Source organism: Thiobacter sp. AK1 (assembly GCF_039822265.1).
Classification (GTDB): domain Bacteria; phylum Pseudomonadota; class Gammaproteobacteria; order Burkholderiales; family Thiobacteraceae; genus Thiobacter; species Thiobacter aerophilum.
In genome coordinates, this window is sequence record NZ_JBAJEX010000006.1 from 125,488 (window position 1) to 143,313 (window position 17,826).

Genomic DNA, 17,826 nt, shown 5'->3' on the forward strand with positions numbered 1-17,826 from the left:
TCATTCCTGCTTGGCCGCAAGCCCACCCAGCGCCAGCTCCGCGGCGCGTAGCACGGCGCGGGCCTTGTTGCGGGTCTCTTGCCATTCGTTTTCCGGCACGGAATCGGCGACGATGCCGGCGCCCGCCTGGACGTAGAGCATGCCATGCTTGACCACCGCGGTGCGAATCGCGATGGCGAGGTCCATGTCGCCATTAAAGCCCAGATAGCCCACCGCGCCGGCATAGAGGCCGCGCTTGATGGGCTCGAGCTCGTCGATGATTTCCATGGCACGCACTTTCGGCGCGCCGCTCACGGTGCCGGCCGGAAAGGTGGCACGCAGCACGTCCATGGCATCGAGGCCGTCCCGGAGCGTTCCTTCCACGTTGGAGACGATGTGCATGACGTGGGAGTAGCGTTCGATCACCATGTTCTCCGTGACGCGCACGCTGCCGATGCGCGCCACCTTGCCCACGTCGTTGCGCCCCAGGTCCATGAGCATGAGGTGTTCTGCGCGTTCTTTCGGGTCGGCCAGCAGTTCCTGCGCCAACGCTTCGTCTTCTTCGCGTGTGCGGCCACGGGGGCGCGTGCCGGCGATGGGCCGCACGGTGACCGTGTCGCCTTCCAGACGCACCAGGATCTCGGGTGAGGCGCCTACCACGTGGAAATCGCCGAAATCGCAGTGAAACATGTAGGGCGAGGGATTGAGGCTACGCAGGGCGCGGTAGAGGTTGAGCGGCGGCGCGGCGAAAGGCTGGCTCATGCGCTGGGAGAGCACGACTTGCATGATGTCGCCGTCGAAGATGTAGCGCTTGGCGCGCGCCACCGCTTCCTTGAACGCCGCTTCGCCGAATTCGGAGCGTGCCTCTGCGCGGGGGAAAACGGGTGCCGCGGGCGTGCTGAGGGGAGCGCGCAGTTGCGCTTCCAGCGCATCCAGGCGGGCAGCCGCGCGGGCATGGGCGCCCGGTTCACCGGGATCGGCATATACCACGAGATAAAGCTTGCCCATGACGCTGTCCACCACCACCAACTCTTCCGAGAGCAAGAGCAGGATGTCCGGCGTGGCGATGGGGTCGGGCTTGTCCACCTGCGCGAGCTTCTTCTCGATGTAGCGCACGGTGTCGTAGCCGAAATAGCCCACCATGCCGCCACAGAAGCGCGGCAGGCCGGGGCGCTGTGCAACGCGGAAACGGCGCCGGAAGGCCTCGATGAATTGCAGCGGATCGGCGTAGCTTGCCTGCTCCTCATTGCCCGCGTCACTCTCCACGCTCACCTGGTGGCCACGCACCACCAGGCGGGTGCGCGCTGGCAGCCCGATGAAGGAGTAACGCCCGAAGCGTTCGCCCCCCTGCACCGATTCGAATAGATAGGTGAAAGGCTGGTTGGCCAGCTTGAGATAGACGGACAGGGGCGTATCCAGGTCGGCCAGCAGTTCGCGCACCAAAGGCACCCGGTTGTAGCCGTCGCGGCCGTATTTGAGAAAGTCTTGCTCGTTCATGTCAGTTCCTTGAGATTCGTTCATTCCTTGCGGGCAACGCGACCCGCACCGCGGCGCAGTGCGTCAGCACCATCGCCGGGACAAAAGCAGGAAACGAATCTCGGAGGCAAACATGATCAGGCGGCGTTCCTGATGAGCTTGCTTGCTTCAAGCAGGCTGGGCACCACGGCATCCACGTCGAGCTCCGCCACCGGCCGGCCGCGGTTATACCCGTAGGGCACGACGAAGATATGACAACCGGCGGCGCGCGCGGCTTGCGCATCGTTCAGAGAGTCGCCAATCAACAAGAGTTCCTGCGGCGCGATGCGGAAGTGCTCGCAGGCGTGCAGCAAGGGCAGGGGATCGGGCTTCTTGCGCGGCAGGGTATCTCCCGACAGGATCAGCTCGAAATAACCGTGTAGGTGCGTGGCGAGCAGAAGCGGGATGGTGAACTGCTCGGCCTTGTTGGTGATGCAGGCCAGGTTAAAACCCGCTGCTTTCATGGCCTCCAGCCCCTCGCGCACGCCCGGGAAGGGGCGCGAGGCGTCGGCCACGTGCAAAGCGTAGTGGCGCTGGTAGAGCTTGAGGGCATGATCGAACAGTTCCGGGTCCGGCTCGGCCTGCATGTCTCCGGTGAGCACGCGCTTGACCAGCCGCGACACGCCGTTGCCGATGTAGGTCTTGAGCACCTCCATGGGCACGGGGGGGCGACCCAGGTCGGCGAGCATGCGGTTAGCGGCCGCGGCCAGGTCCGGCGCGGTATCCAGCAAGGTGCCGTCGAGATCGACAACCACCGCTTTGATGTCGAGGGGAAAAGGGGCACTCACGGATGCCGCAGTCCCAGACGCAGCGGGTGCGGAGCCCATTGGCGGTGACGACGCGTTTTGCTTTGCGTCCATGGGGCGGGCGCCGTCAGACCTTCGCCAGTTCTGTGCGCAGCGCGGCGATGATGGAGTCGTAGCGATGCGGGTCGGACTCCTTGCCCGCGCCGAAAACGGCGGAGCCGGCCACGAAGGTGTCGGCCCCGGCGCGGGCGATCTCGGCGATGTTGTCCACCTTCACGCCCCCGTCGATCTCCAGCCAGATTTCCCGCCCGGTTTTCTCCCGATAGGCGTCGATTTTCTGGCGCGCGAGGCGCAGCTTGTTGAGCGCTTCCGGGATGAACTTCTGGCCGCCGAAGCCTGGGTTCACGCTCATGAGCAAGACCATGTCGAGCTTATCCATCACGTGGTCCATCCAGTGGAGCGGCGTGGCGGGGTTGAACACCAGCCCGGCCTTGCAGCCCTGATCCTTGATCAGCGCCAGGGAGCGGTCGATGTGCTCGGAGGCCTCCGGGTGAAAGGTGATGATGTTGGCCCCGGCCTTGGCGAAATCCGGAATGATGCGGTCCACCGGCTTCACCATCAGGTGCACGTCGATGATGGCGGATGTGAGGGGACGGATCGCCTCGCACACCAGCGGGCCGATGGTGAGATTGGGCACGTAATGGTTGTCCATCACATCGAAATGGATGATGTCGGCGCCGGAGGCGATGACGTCCGTGATCTCCTGCCCCAGCTTGGCGAAGTTGGCGGACAGGATACTAGGCGCAATGCGGAACTGGGCCATGACGAAAAATCCTCGATCGGAAACAAAGCGTTGCATTTTACCCGTAAACGCCCGGCCTTGCCTATGCGCGGGAATTCGTGTGCAATAGCGGGCCTGCCGTTCTTCGCGAGTCCGCTATGGCCGAGCGCACCAAGTACGAAATCACCGTCACCGCGCGCGTCGATTACCTTCCAGAGCAATCGGACGAAGCAGCCGGCCGCTACGTGTTCGCCTACACCATCACCCTCACCAACACCGGCACGGTCGCTGCCCAGCTCATCAGCCGCCACTGGATCATCACCGACGGCGAAGGCCACGTGCAGGAGGTGAAGGGACTGGGCGTGGTGGGGGAACAACCCTTCCTCAAGCCGGGTGAGCGCTACGAATACACCAGTGGTTCGGCCATCCCCACGCCGGTGGGAACCATGAAGGGCAGCTACCAGATGGTGGCCGAGGATGGCACCCGCTTCGACGCGCCCATCCCAGAATTCGTGCTGAGCGTGCCGCGCGTGCTGCATTGAACCCGCGCATGCCCCATGAACCCTGGGTGCAGCCGGGTTTGTGAGCAATTGGGGCTCAAGCCGCTCCCACAGGGTATTTGCGGCAGGGTTTGTGGCAGGCGCTTTAGCGGCGAGCACTGTCATTTTGGCTGAGCAAAGCGAGAGCCGGGGTCCAGACGACCGCGCAGACCAGGGGCTGCGCGGGCCGGGACTTCGGCTTGCACGGCAATGACGGCGGGCGGTGAAACCCCGAGGCTACGCGCCCACTCGCCCCGCCATGGCCGTCCAATGGCGCGGCGTGTCGGCTCGCCTCGCGATGCTCACTTGTCGTCCTTGCCGCGCTTGGGCAAGGTGAACCAGACGATGAGAATCAGTAATGCCAGGGCGATGCCCGCTTCCAGTAGCAGCCATCCCATGCGGGCTTCCTCCTTCGTTTGCACGCTCGCATCCTACCTGAAAAGCGTGGCCATACTGCTTGCGCTCGCTGCCTGCGCGCTGCCGCCGAAACCGTCCGTGACGCCGGTTGCGCCCACGCCGGTGCTCACGCCCGTACCCTGGAGCGCGGTGGAAGGTTGGGAAGGCAACGATGCGGCCGGCGCCTGGCCCGCCTTGCTCGCCTCCTGCCAGGCGCTTGAGCGCCAGCGCGCCTGGAGCGCCCCCTGCCAGGCCGCAGCGCGGCAGATACCCGCGGACGACGCTGCGGCGCGCCGTTTCTTCGAGCAATGGTTCGTGCCCCATCGCCTCTCTGCCAGCGACGGCAGCGACACTGGCCTCATCACCGGTTACTACGAGCCCCTGCTCTTGGGCAGCCGCAATCAAAGCGAGCGTTTTCGCCATCCCATCTACGGCGTGCCAGACGATCTTCTGACGATCGAACTCGCCAGTGTCTATCCCGAGCTCAAGTCTTATCGTCTGCGCGGGCGGCTGGTGGGCAATCGCGTCGTGCCCTATTACAGCCGCGAGGAGATCGATTCCGGGACGAGGCCGCTCGCGGGCAGGGTGATCGCCTGGGTGGACGATCCGGTGGCGCTCTTTTTCCTGCACATCCAGGGGTCTGGCCGCATTCTGCTGGACAGCGGCGAGATTCTGCGCGTGGGTTACGCCGACCAGAATGGCCACCCCTATGTCTCTATTGGCAAAAAGCTCGTTGAATGGGGCGAGCTCAGGCCAGAGCAGGCTTCCATGCAGGGCATTCGCCGCTGGGGGGAGCAGCATCCGGACAAATTGCCGCGACTCCTCGCCGCCAATCCCAGCTATGTCTTCTTCCGGGAATTGCCGCCACCGCCGCCGCAGGGACCGGATGGCCCGCCCGGCGCGCTGGGTGTGCCCCTCGCTGCCGGCCGCAGCCTGGCGGTGGATCCGCGCGCCGTGCCCTTGGGCGCGCCCGTTTTTCTCGCCACCACCTGGCCCAACCGCGACGTCCCCCTGAAACGCCTGATGTTCGCCCAGGACACGGGCGGCGCCATCAAAGGCGTGGTGCGCGCGGATTTCTTCTGGGGCTTCGGCGAGGAAGCAGGGCGCCTGGCCGGCGCCATGCGCCAGCAGGGGCGCATGTGGGTGTTGCTGCCGAAGAACGGCTCCTGACGACTACCAAAACAGCAGCCCTTGCCAAAGCTGCCCGGCTGGCGAGCTGGCCTTCCTCCTGTGGGAGGCGCGCAAGCGGCGATTGTTCAGCTTCGGGCAGCAATCGCGGCTAAGGCCTCTCCTATTGAGCATTACGTAAATAGGTGACACCTTTGTGTCGTCCCCGCGAAAGCGGGGACCCAGGAACATGGCGAGGAATACCCTGGATTCCCGCTTTCGCGGGAATGACGTTTGACTTACGCAGCCTGTCAACGACTTACGTAACGCTCAATGAACAGCCGCGCCCACGCCCGGCCTGCCCACTCGGCGGGTCAGTCGAACACGACCGTCTTGTTGGCATAGACCAGCACGCGGTTGTCGATGTGCCAGCGAACGGCCCGCGAAAGCACGATCTTTTCCAGGTCGGCGCCTTTCTGGATCAGGTCTTCCAGTTGGTCGCGATGGGAGATGCGCACCACGTCCTGTTCGATGATGGGACCGTCGTCGAGCACTTCCGTCACGTAGTGACTGGTCGCGCCGATCAGCTTCACGCCCCGCTCGTAGGCCCGGTGGTAGGGTCGCGCGCCATGGAAGGCGGGCAGGAAGGAGTGGTGAATGTTGATGATGCGATTGGGATAGTGATGGATGAATTCGGGCGATAGCACCTGCATGTAGCGCGCCAGCACGATGAAATCCACATGGTGGTGGCGCAATAGGGCGAGCTGGTCCCTTTCCACCTCGCGCTTGGAGTCCTTGTGCACCGGCATGTGCTGGAAGGGGATGCGATAGGCTTCGGCCAGCCAGTGGGTGTCTTCGTGGTTACTGATGATGAGGGGGATGTCGCAGTGCAATTCCCCTGCCTGGTGACGGTAGAGGAGATCCGCCAGGCAATGATCATATTTGGAGACGAATACCGCCATGCGCGGCCGCTGCGCGGAGAGGGCGAGGCGCCAGTTCATGGCGAACTTGTCTGCCACCGGACGGAAGGCAGTCTCGAACGCCGAGAGGTCCAGGCGGAAATCGGCGAGATCCCACTCCACGCGCATGAGGAACAGCTTGCGTTCCGCATCCTGATGCTGATCGGCGTGGAGGATATTGGCGTCGTGGCGCAGCAGGAAGTCGGCGATGGCCGCGACCAGTCCCTTCTGGTCTGGGCAACTGATGAGGAGTACCGCGGTGTTTTTCATGGCAAGGGGTCGCAGGAGATGATCGAGCGTGACTTGACTGCGTGGCGCCTGGCCTTGCGCGGGCGGGACGGTCTCCCGCAGTCCCATGCTTTCGTCAGCCTAGATCATGCCTTGATCATAGCATCGCGCCCCAATCCGGAAGCGCGCGCCCAGCGTACATGCGCGCAAAGGCCGTGCCACGGGCGTTTGCGCGCGAGCGGAAATTCTAGTTGACACCTCCACCGAGATCCCTAGAATTAGGGCTCCAAACTACCCGCGACCACAAGATGTTGTGGTTGTGGACAAGCCGGCTAAGCTGGTCATTTTTAAGCTTTTTCGAAAAAAGCCGTTCCAGAAGAGGAGACCACCGCATGCAACCCTCCCCTGTCGCCACCGATCCCAGCTTGACGAGTCGCCCCATGGATTACGCTGCCACGGCGGTCGTCAACGACAAGACTTATGCCGACTACAAGACCATCCGTCGCAATGGCAGCGTGGTGGCGTTCGAGCCCAACAAGATCGCCATCGCCATGACCAAGGCCTTCATCGCGGTGAAGGGTAGTCAGGCCGCGGCCTCGGCGCGGGTGCGCGAGCTGGTGGAGCAGTTGACGCAGCAGGTGGTGAATGCCCTGATGCGCCGCCAGCCCAATGGCGGCACCTTTCACATCGAGGACATCCAGGACCAGGTGGAGCTGGCGCTGATGCGCTCCGGGGAGCACGACGTGGCCCGCGCCTATGTGCTCTATCGGGAAGAACGGGCGCGGGCGCGTGCCGCGCAGAAACAGCAGGCGGCGCAGCCGGCGCCGATTCTCAACGTGGTGGAAAACGGCATCACCCGGCCCTTGGACCTGGCGCGGCTGAAGGCCTTGATCGAAGCTTCCTGCGAGGGGCTGGGCGACCAGGTCTCGCCGGATGCCATTTTAGAAGCGGTGATGCGCGACCTCTATGATGGTGTGCGCATGGAGGAGGTGCGCAAGAGCGCCATCCTTGCTGCGCGTTCCATGATCGAGAAGGATCCCGCCTATTCCCAGGTATCCGCGCGTCTGCTGCTCAATAGCATCCGCTTTGAAGTGCTGGGCGAGGAAGTCTCCCAGGCGGAGATGGCCACGCGCTATGCAGAATATTTTCCGCACTTCATCAAGAAGGGCATCGAGGCGGAGCTGCTCGACGAGCGCCTGGCCCAGTTCGACCTGGCGCGGCTGGGTGCGGCGCTGGATGCCTCGCGGGATCTGCAGTTTGGGTATCTGGGGCTGCAAACCCTGTATGACCGCTATTTCCAGCACATCGACGAACGGCGGATCGAATTACCCCAAATCTTCTTCATGCGCGTGGCCATGGGCCTGGCCTTGAACGAAATCGATCGTGAGGCGCGCGCCATCGAATTCTATGACGTGCTCTCCAAGTTCGATTTCATGAGCTCCACGCCCACCCTGTTCAACTCGGGCACGCGCCATTCCCAGCTGTCGTCCTGCTATCTCACCACCGTCTCGGACGATCTCGACGGTATCTACCAGGCCATCAAGGAAAACGCCATGCTGCAGAAGTTCGCCGGCGGCCTGGGTAACGACTGGACGCCGGTGCGTGCTCTGGGCTCCCACATCAAGGGCACCAACGGCAAATCCCAAGGCGTGATTCCTTTCCTAAAAGTGGTGAACGACACCGCCGTCGCCGTGAACCAGGGCGGCAAACGCAAAGGCGCCGTGTGCTCCTACCTGGAAACCTGGCATCTGGACATCGAGGAATTCCTGGAGCTGCGCAAGAACACCGGCGATGACCGACGGCGCACCCATGACATGAACACCGCCAATTGGATACCCGACCTGTTCATGAAACGGGTGATGGAAAACGGCGAGTGGACCCTGTTCTCCCCCAACGAAGTGCCGGATCTGCACGACAAATACGGGCGCGAATTCGAGCGCGCCTATCTGGCCTATGAAGAGAAAGCGGCACGGGGCGAGATCAAAAACTTCCGCCGCATCCCGGCGCTGCAGCTGTGGCGCAAGATGCTCACTATGTTGTTCGAGACGGGGCATCCCTGGATCACCTTCAAGGATCCGTGCAGTGTGCGCTACACCAACCAACATGTGGGCGTGGTGCATTCTTCCAATCTGTGCACCGAGATCACGCTCCACACCAACGAGAACGAGATCGCCGTGTGCAACCTGGGTTCGGTCAACCTGGTAAACCACATTCGCGATGGCCGGCTCGATCACGACAAGCTGCGCAAAACCATCCGCACCGCGATGCGCATGCTGGACAACGTGATCGACATCAACTACTACGCTGTCGGCAAGGCGCGCACCTCCAACCTCAAGCACCGTCCGGTAGGCCTGGGCATCATGGGTTTCCAGGATGCCCTCTACGAGCTGCGCATTCCCTATGCTTCGCAGGAGGCGGTGGAATTCGCCGACCGCTCGATGGAGGCGGTGGCCTACTATGCCTACTGGGCCTCGACGGAACTGGCCGAAGAGCGTGGCCGTTACAGCACCTTCAGGGGCTCCCTCTGGGATCGTGGCATCCTGCCCAAGGACAGCTTGAAACTTCTCGCGGAAGAACGCGGCGGCCATCTGGAATACGACGACTCTGAAACCCTGGACTGGGACGCCCTGCGTAGGCGCATCCAACAAGTGGGCATGCGCAACTCCAACTGTCTGGCCATCGCCCCCACTGCCACCATCGCCAACATCGTCGGCGTGTCGGCCTCCATCGAGCCCACCTACCAGAACCTTTACGTGAAATCCAATCTCTCGGGGGAGTTCACCGTGGTCAACAAATACCTGGTGGCGGACCTCAAGAAACTGGGTCTGTGGGACGAGGTGATGGTGGGCGACCTCAAGTACTTCGACGGCTCGCTTTCCCGCATCGACCGCGTGCCCGCTGAGCTGCGCCACCTCTACGCCACCTCCTTCGAGATCGAGCCGCGCTGGCTGGTGGAAGCGGCGGCACGCCGCCAGAAATGGATCGATCAGGCCCAGTCCCTCAACATCTACATGGCAGGCGCCTCCGGCAAGAAGCTGGACGAAATCTACAAGCTCGCCTGGATCAGGGGCCTTAAGACCACCTACTACCTGCGCACCCTGGCGGCCACTTCCGCCGAGAAATCCACCGGCAAGGGGGGCGAGCTCAATGCCGTGCCGGCCCAGGGGAGCATGGCGGGCAGCGCCGCCAGCGGGCTTGGCGCCGTGGCCGCGGGCGCACCCATGATGGCGGGCGCGCGCCTGCCAGAGCCGGAAATCAAAGGCCAAGCCTGCACCCTGCGCCCGGGTGACCCTGGCTTTGAGGAATGCGAAGCCTGCCAGTGACAGCCACAGCGAGCGAACACCAACGAGGAGAACACAGCATGCTGAGCTTTGAAGACGATTCTCGTCCGCTGCCCCGCGGTTACACCGCCGCGCACGACGCTGCCGCGCGCGAGCCCGAGCCGCACTTCGACGACATCAAATACCGCCGCGTGCGGGTGGAAGACAAGCGCGTCATCAATGGCGCCGCCGATGTCAACCAGCTCGTGCCCTTCAAATACAAATGGGCCTGGGAGAAATACCTGGCCGGCTGCGCCAACCACTGGATGCCCCAGGAAATCAACATGAGCCGGGACATCGCCACTTGGAAGGACCCCAACGGCCTCACCGAGGACGAACGGCTCATCGTCAAGCGCAACCTGGGCTTCTTCGTCACCGCCGACTCGCTTGCCGCCAACAACATCGTGCTTGGCACCTATCGCCACATCACCGCGCCGGAATGCCGCCAATACCTGTTGCGCCAGGCCTTCGAAGAAGCCATCCACACCCATGCCTACCAATACATCGTGGAAAGCCTGGGGCTGGACGAAGGGGAAATCTTCAATGCCTACCACGAAGTGCCGTGCATCCGCGCCAAGGATGAATTCCTCATCCCCTTCATCGATACCCTCACCGATCCCGCTTTCAAGACCGGCACGCCCGAGAACGACCAGAAGCTACTCAAGAGCCTGATCGTGTTCGCCTGCATCATGGAAGGGCTGTTCTTCTACGTGGGCTTCGTGCAGATCCTCGCGCTGGGACGCCAGAACAAGATGACCGGCGCCGCGGAACAGTACCAATACATCCTGCGCGACGAGTCCATGCACTGCAATTTCGGCATCGACCTCATCAACCAGATCAAGATGGAAAACCCCCACCTCTGGACACCGGCCTTCCGCGAGGAAATCCGCGCCTTGATCCGCAAGGGGGTCGAACTGGAATACGCCTACGCCGAGGACACCATGCCCCGCGGCGTGCTGGGTCTCAACGCGCCCATGTTCAAGGAATACTTGCGCTTCATCGCCAATCGCCGCTGCCAGCAAATCGGCCTGGATGAACTTTACCCCGGTGCCACCAACCCCTTCCCCTGGATGGCCGAGATGATTGACCTCAAGAAAGAGAAAAACTTCTTCGAGACCCGCGTCATCGAGTACCAGACCGGCGGCGCCTTGAGCTGGGACTGAAGTCTCTGCCCCTGAATACCCCTCTCCCTTCGGGAGAGGGCGGGGTGAAGGCCTACAGGCATGCCACGCCCCTGTGGCAGCACCTATTGTCGGAGTGGCTACTGTGGGGGTGGGTTTAGCCGCGATGGAGCCCTTCTTCCCTGGGAGAGGGGCTAGGGGTGAGGGCCCATGGCGATGCCAAGCAGTTGTGTGGGCGTGGCTGGTAGCGGCCATTGCGAGCGCGGCTTTAGCCGCGATCGACGCCGTCCCCCGGCCCTTTAAGGTTTCTCACACCCAGTAAGCCAGGCTCGTCATCACCTTGGAGGTGAGCCGCATGCCCAGACGCACCGGCAGGGGCAGGGGACGTCCGCCGTGTTCGATGGCGGTGGTGGCATGCTTGGCTTCGTCGATCTTCATTTGCTCCACGATCGCCCGGCTTTTTGCGTCCTGCGCGGGCAGGCGCGCGAGATGGCTTGCGAGATGGGCTTCCACTTGGCGTTCGGTCTCCGCAAGAAAACCCAGGTTCCACTTATCACCCAGAGCGCCCGCGGCCATGCCAATGGCCAGGGAGCCGGTGTACCAAATGGGGTTGAGATAGCTCTTGTGGGAGCCAAGCTCCCGGAGCCGGGTCTCACACCAATTGAGATGCTCGGTTTCTTCCTGCGCCGCTTGCCTTAGCGCCGCGCGGGCCTGGGGGTTGCGCGCGGTGAGCGCCTGGCCCTGGTAGAGCGCCTGGGCGCACACTTCACCGCTGTGGTTGACGCGCATGAGTCCCGCGGCGTGGCGCTGCTCGGCTTCGGTGAGGCTGGCTTCTGCCAGGTCCCGCCCTGGCACGGGCCGCACCGTGGGGGCAGGCGCGAAGAGGGTGCGCAGGCCGCGGTCAAAGGCGAGGATGAGCGTGTCCAGATTCAGCATCTTCCAGTAAACCCCAATTGTCTTGCCACCAGTTGCACGGGATGCTCCACTTCCAGCCGATGCCCTGCCTCGCTTAGCCCCTGCTTAAGCCAATGGGCACAACCCTGGTTGGTGCTCACCAGCATGCGCAGCGCATCGCCTGCCCGGGGCATTTTATCAGCCCGCAGACGGCGGGCGAGTGCCGGCTGTCGCAGGAAATAAAGCCCTGCCGCGCCACAACACTGCTCATTGCCCGCCAGAGGCACCGCCTGCAAGCCGGGAATGCGTCCAAGCAACCCATACACATCCGCCGCGTTGCGTAGCACGTTACGACCGCTGCAGGGTTCGTGCACGGCCACGGTTTGGGCAAGCGGCGCGATGGGGAGTCGCTCCCAGCCCGGGGCGCGGGCGAGAAAAGAGACTACATCCTGTGCACGGTGGGCAAACGCCTCGCCCTCAGTGCCGTAGCGGGCATATTCCACGAGTGTCGCGCCGCAGCCCGTGGCGCAAAAAAGAATAGGCTCTGTGGCGTCCAAGCTGGTTTTCGCGAACACCTCGATGTTCTTTCGCGCAAGCTGCGCCGCCTGCTCTTGCTCCCCTGCGTGCTGATGCATCGCGCCGCAGCAGCCCTGCCCCCGCGGCACCCGCACATCGAAGCCCAAATGCGTGAGGACAAAAATCGCCGCCCGCAGGGTGGACCCATCCGCGAGTCGCGTCACACAGCCCAGGAACAGAGACACCGTCCCCTGCCGTTCACCCCGCGCGGGATAGAAGCCACGCAGCCGCATCGCCGCAGCGGCAAGCAAAGGCGGCGCCGACAACACTGCTGGCAGCCAACCCGCCAGCCCACGGGGTTTTTTGCCCTCGGCCGCCAGCCAGGCCCGCGCGCCGTCGATGAGCTCGCCATACTTCACCCCCGCCGGACATACCGCTTCGCAGGCGCGGCAGACCAGACACCGATCCAGATGCGTGACGAGCGTGGGTTCGGCGGCGAGCCTGCCCTCGGCCAGCGCCCGGATGAGCATCACCCGGCCGCGGGGCGAATCTGCCTCCGATTCCAGCTTACGATAGGTGGGGCAATGGGGCACACACAGCCCGCATGCCACGCAGCGGCTGGCTTGCGCCGCGAGCGCTTGAGATTCCGGTTTGACTGTCACATCCACATTCCAGGGCCGAGCGGGTGGCGGGATGGGCGACCCGCACCAGTGGGGTCACACCAGTGAGGTCAGGCCTTTACTTTATACTTCGCCAGGAGCCTGGCCAGCCTCGCCGGAGGTTCCGCCTCCAGGACCCGCACCAGTGGGGTCAGGCCTTTACTTTATACTTTGCCAGCAACCTGGCCAGCCTCGCCGGAGGTTCCGCCTCCAGCGCCCGCTGGATCTGGGATATCCGTCCCGGCGAAACACCCGCCTGCCGCGCCACATCCCGCAAAGGAAGATTCGCCGCGCGCCGCAGGAGGTAGACCCACGCCTGGAAGGCCGGCTGATGGGCACGGCTGCGGATGTCCTCCGCGCTACAGCGGTAAGCCTTGCACACCTCCTCCACCAACTTCTCGGCGCTGGGCCGGGCGGGCTGGCGGTGGTCGCGCGGGACCCCTTCCACCTCCCGCTCCGCGGCAAGCTTGCCCATGCGCGCCAGGAAATCCTCGGAGCCTAGATAGATCTGGCTTTTCAGTTGCGTCCAGGGCGATTCCGCGCCGATCCCCGCGCGGACGAAACGCCGGTACGCCTCCCGCGCCGCCGCCGGGTCGTCTCCGAACTGGCCCAGCACCCAGTCGGCCTGCAGCCATTCCGGCGCGGGCACCTTGCCAACCGTGGCCCGGTAACTGCTCCAGAGCCAGTCCTCTGGACGCTTGACCATCCCGGCCCGCACCGGATTGAGCACCACGTAGCGGCACAGCTCCAACAGATAGCTGTCGCGGTCCACCAAAATGCTCTTGTAGCGGCCCTGCAGCACATGCCCCACGCGCTCGTGCCGTCGGTTGAAAGCCTGGGTATAAACCCCATTGAGCCGCCGCATGCCGGCCACCAGATTGGCCTCCGGCGTTTCCAGCAGCAGGTGGTAGTGGTTGCCCATCAGGCAGTAGGCATACAAGCGCCAGCGCTGCTGCCGCACCTCTTTCGCAAGGAGATCGAGGAAGGTCTGGCGGTCGGCGTCGTCCAGGAAAATATTCTCCCGGCCGTCACCGCGGGCGGTGATGTGATAAACGGCACCGGGGAATTCGAGGCGGAGCGGGCGGGTCATGGGGAAAGACTACGCGACTGGGAGTATAAAGTAAAGGCCTGACCCCATCCGTGCGGCACGTCACCGCGCCCAGCTCGCCGAATACCGTGCAGCGATGCGCAGCGTATATCCGCACCGCCCCATCGTCTGCGCCCTGGTGTTCGCGGGCGGCCGCCTGCACGAGATGCCGGCCTGAGGGTTCACGGAAGCCGCGGCTTATGAGGATTTGGGGTCAGGCCTTTACTTTATACTTTGCCAGCAACCTGGCCAGGCTCGCCGGAGGTTCCGCCTCCAGCGCCCGCTGGATCTGGGATATCCGTCCCGGCGAAACACCCGCCTGCCGCGCCACATCCCGCAAAGGAAGATTCGCCGCGCGCCGCAGGAGGTACACCCACGCCTGGAAGGGCGGCTGATGGGCACGGCTGCGGATGTCCTCCGCGCTACAGCGGTAAGCCTTGCACACCTCCTCCAACAACTTCTCGGCGCTGGGCCGGGCGGGCTGGCGGTGGTCGCGCGGGACTCCTTCCACCTCCCGCTCGGCGGCAAGCTTGCTCATGCGCGCCAGGAAATCCTCGGAGCCCAGATAGATCTGGCTTTTCAGTTGCGTCCAGGGCGATTCTGCGCCGATCCCCGCGCGGACGAAACGGCGGTACGCCTCCCGCGCCGCCGCCGGGTCGTCTCCGAACTGGCCCAGCACCCGGTCGGCCTGCAGCCATTCCGGCGCGGGCACCTTGCCAACCGTGGCCCGGTAACTGCTCCAGAGCCAGTCCTCCGGCCGCTTCACCATGCCGGCCCGCACCGGATTGAGCACCACGTAGCGGCACAGCTCCAATAGATAGCTGTCGCGGTCCACCAAAATGCTCTTGTAGCGGCCCTGCAGCACATGCCCCACCCGCTCGTGCCGTCGGTTGAAAGCCTGGGTGTAAACCCCATTGAGCCGCCGCATGCCGGCCACCAGATTGGCCTCCGGCGTTTCCAGCAGCAGGTGGTAGTGGTTGCCCATCAGGCAGTAGGCATACAAGCGCCAGCGCTGCTGCTGCACCTCCTTTGCAAGGAGATCGAGGAAGGTCTGGCGGTCGGCGTCGTCCAGGAAAATATTCTCCCGGCCGTCACCGCGGGCGGTGATGTGATAAACGGCACCGGGGAATTCGAGGCGGAGGGGGCGGGTCATGGGGAAAGACTACGCGACTGGGAGTATAAAGTAAAGGCCTGACCCCATCCGCTTGCCTAGGGAGTATAAAGTAAAGGCCTGACCCCAGCGTCCAAGGCCTGACCCCAGCGCCCATAAAAAACGGGCGCCCGAAGGCGCCCGTTGCCACACGAACCTGACTGGCCGAGGCCGATCAGAAGTTGTGGATCACACCCAGAGAGAAGCCGCTGGGGTCCTTGCCATTCAGCGGGCCAGGAGCGCCAACCATTGGGTTGTCGCCATGGCCGCCGCCAAAGGCGCTGTAACGCACCGCGTTGTCGTTGTTGGTCTTGGCATAAGCCGCGTACACAGTGGTGCGTTTGGACAGGGCATGATCGAAACCGAGCGCCCACATGTTGGCGCTGGTGTCCTTCACGTCGCCGGTGTCACCAGTGCGGTAGTACTGGGCCTTGATGGTGTTCGCGCCCATCTTATACGCGCCACCCAGGCCCCAGCTCGTGCGGTCGCCGTCGTTTTTGGTGCAGTTGCCGGGAGTGGCGACGTTGCCAACACACAGATCCGTCTCGCGCTGGTACAGAGCCGTTACCTTGAAGTCGCCGAAGTTGTAGCCGCCGGCGAGACGCCAGGCCTTCTCGTCGTTGAGGTTGGCGTAGGGGCCGAAACCATTCATATTTGCCAGATTGTGGCGCTCGTAGGCCAGACCGACGTAGATCGGACCATTGTCATAGACGACGCTGGCGGACCAGGCATCGACGCTAAAGTCGTTGGTCGTGCCGTTAACCGCGGCGCCCGCGAAGTTGTTGTTGACCTCCATGTTGGTCACATAGGCGATCGTCCCCGTCAGACCATTGAAGCTCGGGGTGGCATAGGCGATGGTGTTCTGCGGGCGGTTTTCCCAACCCGGGGACAGACCGACCGCGCCGACACCCGGGCCAGGAGAAGCTTGAAGATTATTGAGGTTCGCACCCTTCTGCAGCAGATTGCGGGTGTCACCGATCTGGTTGTTGAACAGGTCAACCTTGCGGCCGATCAGCTTGAACGGGGCTTCCATCTTGCCCAGCATCACGGTACCCCAGCTCTTGCTGCTCACGCCGACGTAGGTGTTGCCGGAAGAGAAGCCGTCGTAGTAGCCCACCCCGGCATCAGAGTTACCGGTGCCGCCAGCGGAGAAGTAGGTCTGGATTTGCCAGATGGCGGACAGGCCGTTGCCCAGGTCTTCCGTGCCCTTGAAGTAGATGTTCGAGGAGTTGGACGATACGTTCCAGTTGTTGCTCAGGTCAGCAGCAGCGCCGGTCTTGCCATTCCAGCCCTTCAGGCTGTCCAACGAAAAATGCATTTGACCGCCGATCACCACATTGCTGGTATCGGCCATCGCCACCGGGGCCACGAAGGCGCCGGCAACGGCCAGAGCGAGAAGCTTCTTGTTCATTGAGTCTCTCCTTTGCGTTGAGTGAATCGAGGGTGGGGCGGGGTGCCGCCCCGTGCCCAGTCAACCTCTCCTGATGCGAGAAGTTGCGCCCATTCTGCCCGTAAGCCCCGAGCCGTGACAAGTTTTTCATGGCTTTTTTCGCAACGGGCGAGGCGGGTGTTGTGTTTTTGCAACAGGTGGGTGAACGGGCTCCCAGCGGGCTGGCCGCGAAGGCTCTGTGGAGGGGCTTTGGTGCCTTGGATGCGATCGGCACGCTTCGCGGCTTGCGCCGCGCCCGCAATGGCCCTTGCGATAGGGGAAGGGTGGGCATTGTGTGCCCTCACCCCCGGCCCTCTCCCAGGCGGAGAGGGGCGGCCCTCACCCCCGGCCCTCTCCCAGGGGGCGAGGGGAGGCCCTCACCCCAGCCCCGCTCCCGGGGGGGCGAGGGGCGGCCCTCACCCCCGGCCCCTCTCCCAGGGGGCGAGGGGCGGCCCTCACCCCCAGCCCCTCTCCCAGGGGGAGAGGGGGGCGTTCAGTTGAGGCCCAGCCGCTGCCAGATGGTGGAGGTGGGGCCGGCCTGGTTTAGGGTATAGAAGTGCAGGCCGGGCGCGCCGCCTGCGAGCAGGCGGTCGCAGAGCTCGGTGACCACGTCGAGACCAAAGGCGCGGATGTCGTCCAGGTCGTCGGCCATGGCTTCCAGCCGCTTGCGAATCCAGCGGGGGATTTCCGCGCCACAGGCGTCGGAGAAGCGGGCGAGCTGGGCGGAGTTGGTGATGGGCATGATGCCCGGCACGATGGGGATGCCAATGCCCAGGGCCTGGCAGTCTTCGACGAAGCGGAAATAGGCATCGGCATTGTAGAAATACTGGGTGATGGCGGCATCGGCGCCCGCTTCCACCTTGCGCTTGAAGTTGAGGAGGTCATCCCGCGCGCTCTTCGCCTGGGGATGGAATTCGGGATAGGCCGCCACTTCGATGTGGAACCAGTCGCCCGTTTCCTGGCGGATGAAGGCCACCAGCTCGTTGGCATAGTGGAACTCGCCTGGATCGGCCATGCCGGAGGGCAGGTCGCCGCGCAGGGCGACGATGTGGCGGATGCCATGGGCCTGGTAGGTGGCGAGCACTTCCCGGATGCTGTCCTTGGTGGAGCCGATGCAGGAGAGGTGGGGGGCGGCGTTGTAGCCCTCGGCCTGGATTTCCAGCACCGTTTCCAGGGTGCGGTCGCGGGTGGAGCCCCCGGCGCCGAAGGTCACGGAAAAGAACGCGGGGTTTAACTGGGCGAGCTGCCGGCGCGTGGCGCGTAGCTTTTCTACGCCCTCGGGCGTTTTGGGCGGAAAGAATTCGAAACTGAAGGTGCGTGTGTCAGTCATGGTTTCACCCCGGCATGCCCGGCGTGCAGGGCGCATGGCGGCAGACTCGGTCGGCCTGCCCGCCCTACGC

Annotated in this window: 14 protein-coding genes; 4 read left to right on the forward strand and 10 right to left on the reverse strand. The window is 63.9% G+C overall.

Annotated elements, in window-relative coordinates:
• From trpE to rpe, 3 genes are all read right to left on the reverse strand, one after another.
• Positions 1-1,476: an anthranilate synthase component I gene (gene trpE, locus V6E02_RS08925; protein WP_347308443.1), complete on the reverse strand. Its 1,476-nt coding sequence runs from the start codon at positions 1,474-1,476 to the stop codon at positions 1-3.
• A gap of 116 nt (positions 1,477-1,592) precedes the next feature.
• Positions 1,593-2,282 carry a phosphoglycolate phosphatase gene (locus V6E02_RS08930; RefSeq protein ID WP_347308444.1) on the reverse strand — a complete coding sequence of 230 codons (690 nt, stop codon included), beginning with the start codon at positions 2,280-2,282 and terminating at the stop codon, positions 1,593-1,595.
• Positions 2,283-2,367: 85 nt separating this feature from the next.
• Positions 2,368-3,063: a ribulose-phosphate 3-epimerase gene (gene rpe / locus V6E02_RS08935; protein WP_347308445.1), complete on the reverse strand. Its 696-nt coding sequence runs from the start codon at positions 3,061-3,063 to the stop codon at positions 2,368-2,370.
• Between the two features lie 116 nt (positions 3,064-3,179).
• Between rpe and apaG the strand changes: the two genes are divergently transcribed.
• Both apaG and mltA read left to right on the forward strand, forming a co-directional pair.
• On the forward strand, positions 3,180-3,563 hold the full coding sequence (gene apaG, locus V6E02_RS08940; RefSeq protein ID WP_347308446.1) for a Co2+/Mg2+ efflux protein ApaG: 384 nt from the start codon (positions 3,180-3,182) through the stop codon (positions 3,561-3,563).
• Between the two features lie 393 nt (positions 3,564-3,956).
• Positions 3,957-5,126: a murein transglycosylase A gene (gene mltA / locus V6E02_RS08945; protein ID WP_347308447.1), complete on the forward strand. Its 1,170-nt coding sequence runs from the start codon at positions 3,957-3,959 to the stop codon at positions 5,124-5,126.
• A gap of 311 nt (positions 5,127-5,437) precedes the next feature.
• On the opposite strand, the gene purU is transcribed toward mltA, so the two are convergent.
• Positions 5,438-6,379, reverse strand: a complete 942-nt coding sequence (purU, locus tag V6E02_RS08950) for a formyltetrahydrofolate deformylase (RefSeq protein ID WP_347308448.1) — start codon at positions 6,377-6,379, stop codon at positions 5,438-5,440.
• Between the two features lie 263 nt (positions 6,380-6,642).
• Here purU and V6E02_RS08955 point away from each other — a divergent pair, with 263 nt between their 5' ends.
• A complete protein-coding gene (locus V6E02_RS08955; protein WP_430626792.1) occupies positions 6,643-9,573 on the forward strand; it encodes a ribonucleoside-diphosphate reductase subunit alpha in 2,931 nt (976 codons plus the stop codon).
• 134 nt (positions 9,574-9,707) lie between these two features.
• Complete coding sequence (locus V6E02_RS08960; RefSeq protein WP_430626793.1) at positions 9,708-10,733, forward strand: ribonucleotide-diphosphate reductase subunit beta; 1,026 nt, start codon at positions 9,708-9,710, stop codon at positions 10,731-10,733.
• 267 nt (positions 10,734-11,000) lie between these two features.
• Here the strand turns inward: V6E02_RS08960 and coq7 are convergent, their stop codons facing one another.
• The 6 genes from coq7 to metF all read right to left on the reverse strand — a co-directional run bounded on the left by coq7 (position 11,001) and on the right by metF (position 17,756).
• The gene (coq7, locus tag V6E02_RS08965; protein ID WP_347308486.1) at positions 11,001-11,624 is read right to left on the reverse strand and encodes a 2-polyprenyl-3-methyl-6-methoxy-1,4-benzoquinone monooxygenase; all 624 of its coding nucleotides are present in this window, start codon (positions 11,622-11,624) and stop codon (positions 11,001-11,003) included.
• Positions 11,621-12,763 (reverse strand): (Fe-S)-binding protein, encoded by a 1,143-nt coding sequence (locus V6E02_RS08970; RefSeq protein WP_347308450.1) that lies wholly within the window; start codon positions 12,761-12,763, stop codon positions 11,621-11,623. Before V6E02_RS08970 ends, coq7 begins: the two co-directional genes overlap by 4 nt.
• 148 nt (positions 12,764-12,911) lie before the next feature.
• The gene (locus V6E02_RS08975; RefSeq protein ID WP_347308451.1) at positions 12,912-13,850 is read right to left on the reverse strand and encodes an REP-associated tyrosine transposase; all 939 of its coding nucleotides are present in this window, start codon (positions 13,848-13,850) and stop codon (positions 12,912-12,914) included.
• A gap of 211 nt (positions 13,851-14,061) precedes the next feature.
• Entirely contained in the window at positions 14,062-15,000 is a 939-nt protein-coding gene (locus V6E02_RS08980) for an REP-associated tyrosine transposase (protein ID WP_347308452.1), read from the reverse strand.
• A gap of 172 nt (positions 15,001-15,172) precedes the next feature.
• Positions 15,173-16,408 carry a porin gene (locus V6E02_RS08985; protein ID WP_347308453.1) on the reverse strand — a complete coding sequence of 412 codons (1,236 nt, stop codon included), beginning with the start codon at positions 16,406-16,408 and terminating at the stop codon, positions 15,173-15,175.
• Between the two features lie 511 nt (positions 16,409-16,919).
• Positions 16,920-17,756: a methylenetetrahydrofolate reductase [NAD(P)H] gene (gene metF, locus V6E02_RS08990; RefSeq protein WP_347308454.1), complete on the reverse strand. Its 837-nt coding sequence runs from the start codon at positions 17,754-17,756 to the stop codon at positions 16,920-16,922.
• Positions 17,757-17,826 lie beyond the last annotated feature (70 nt).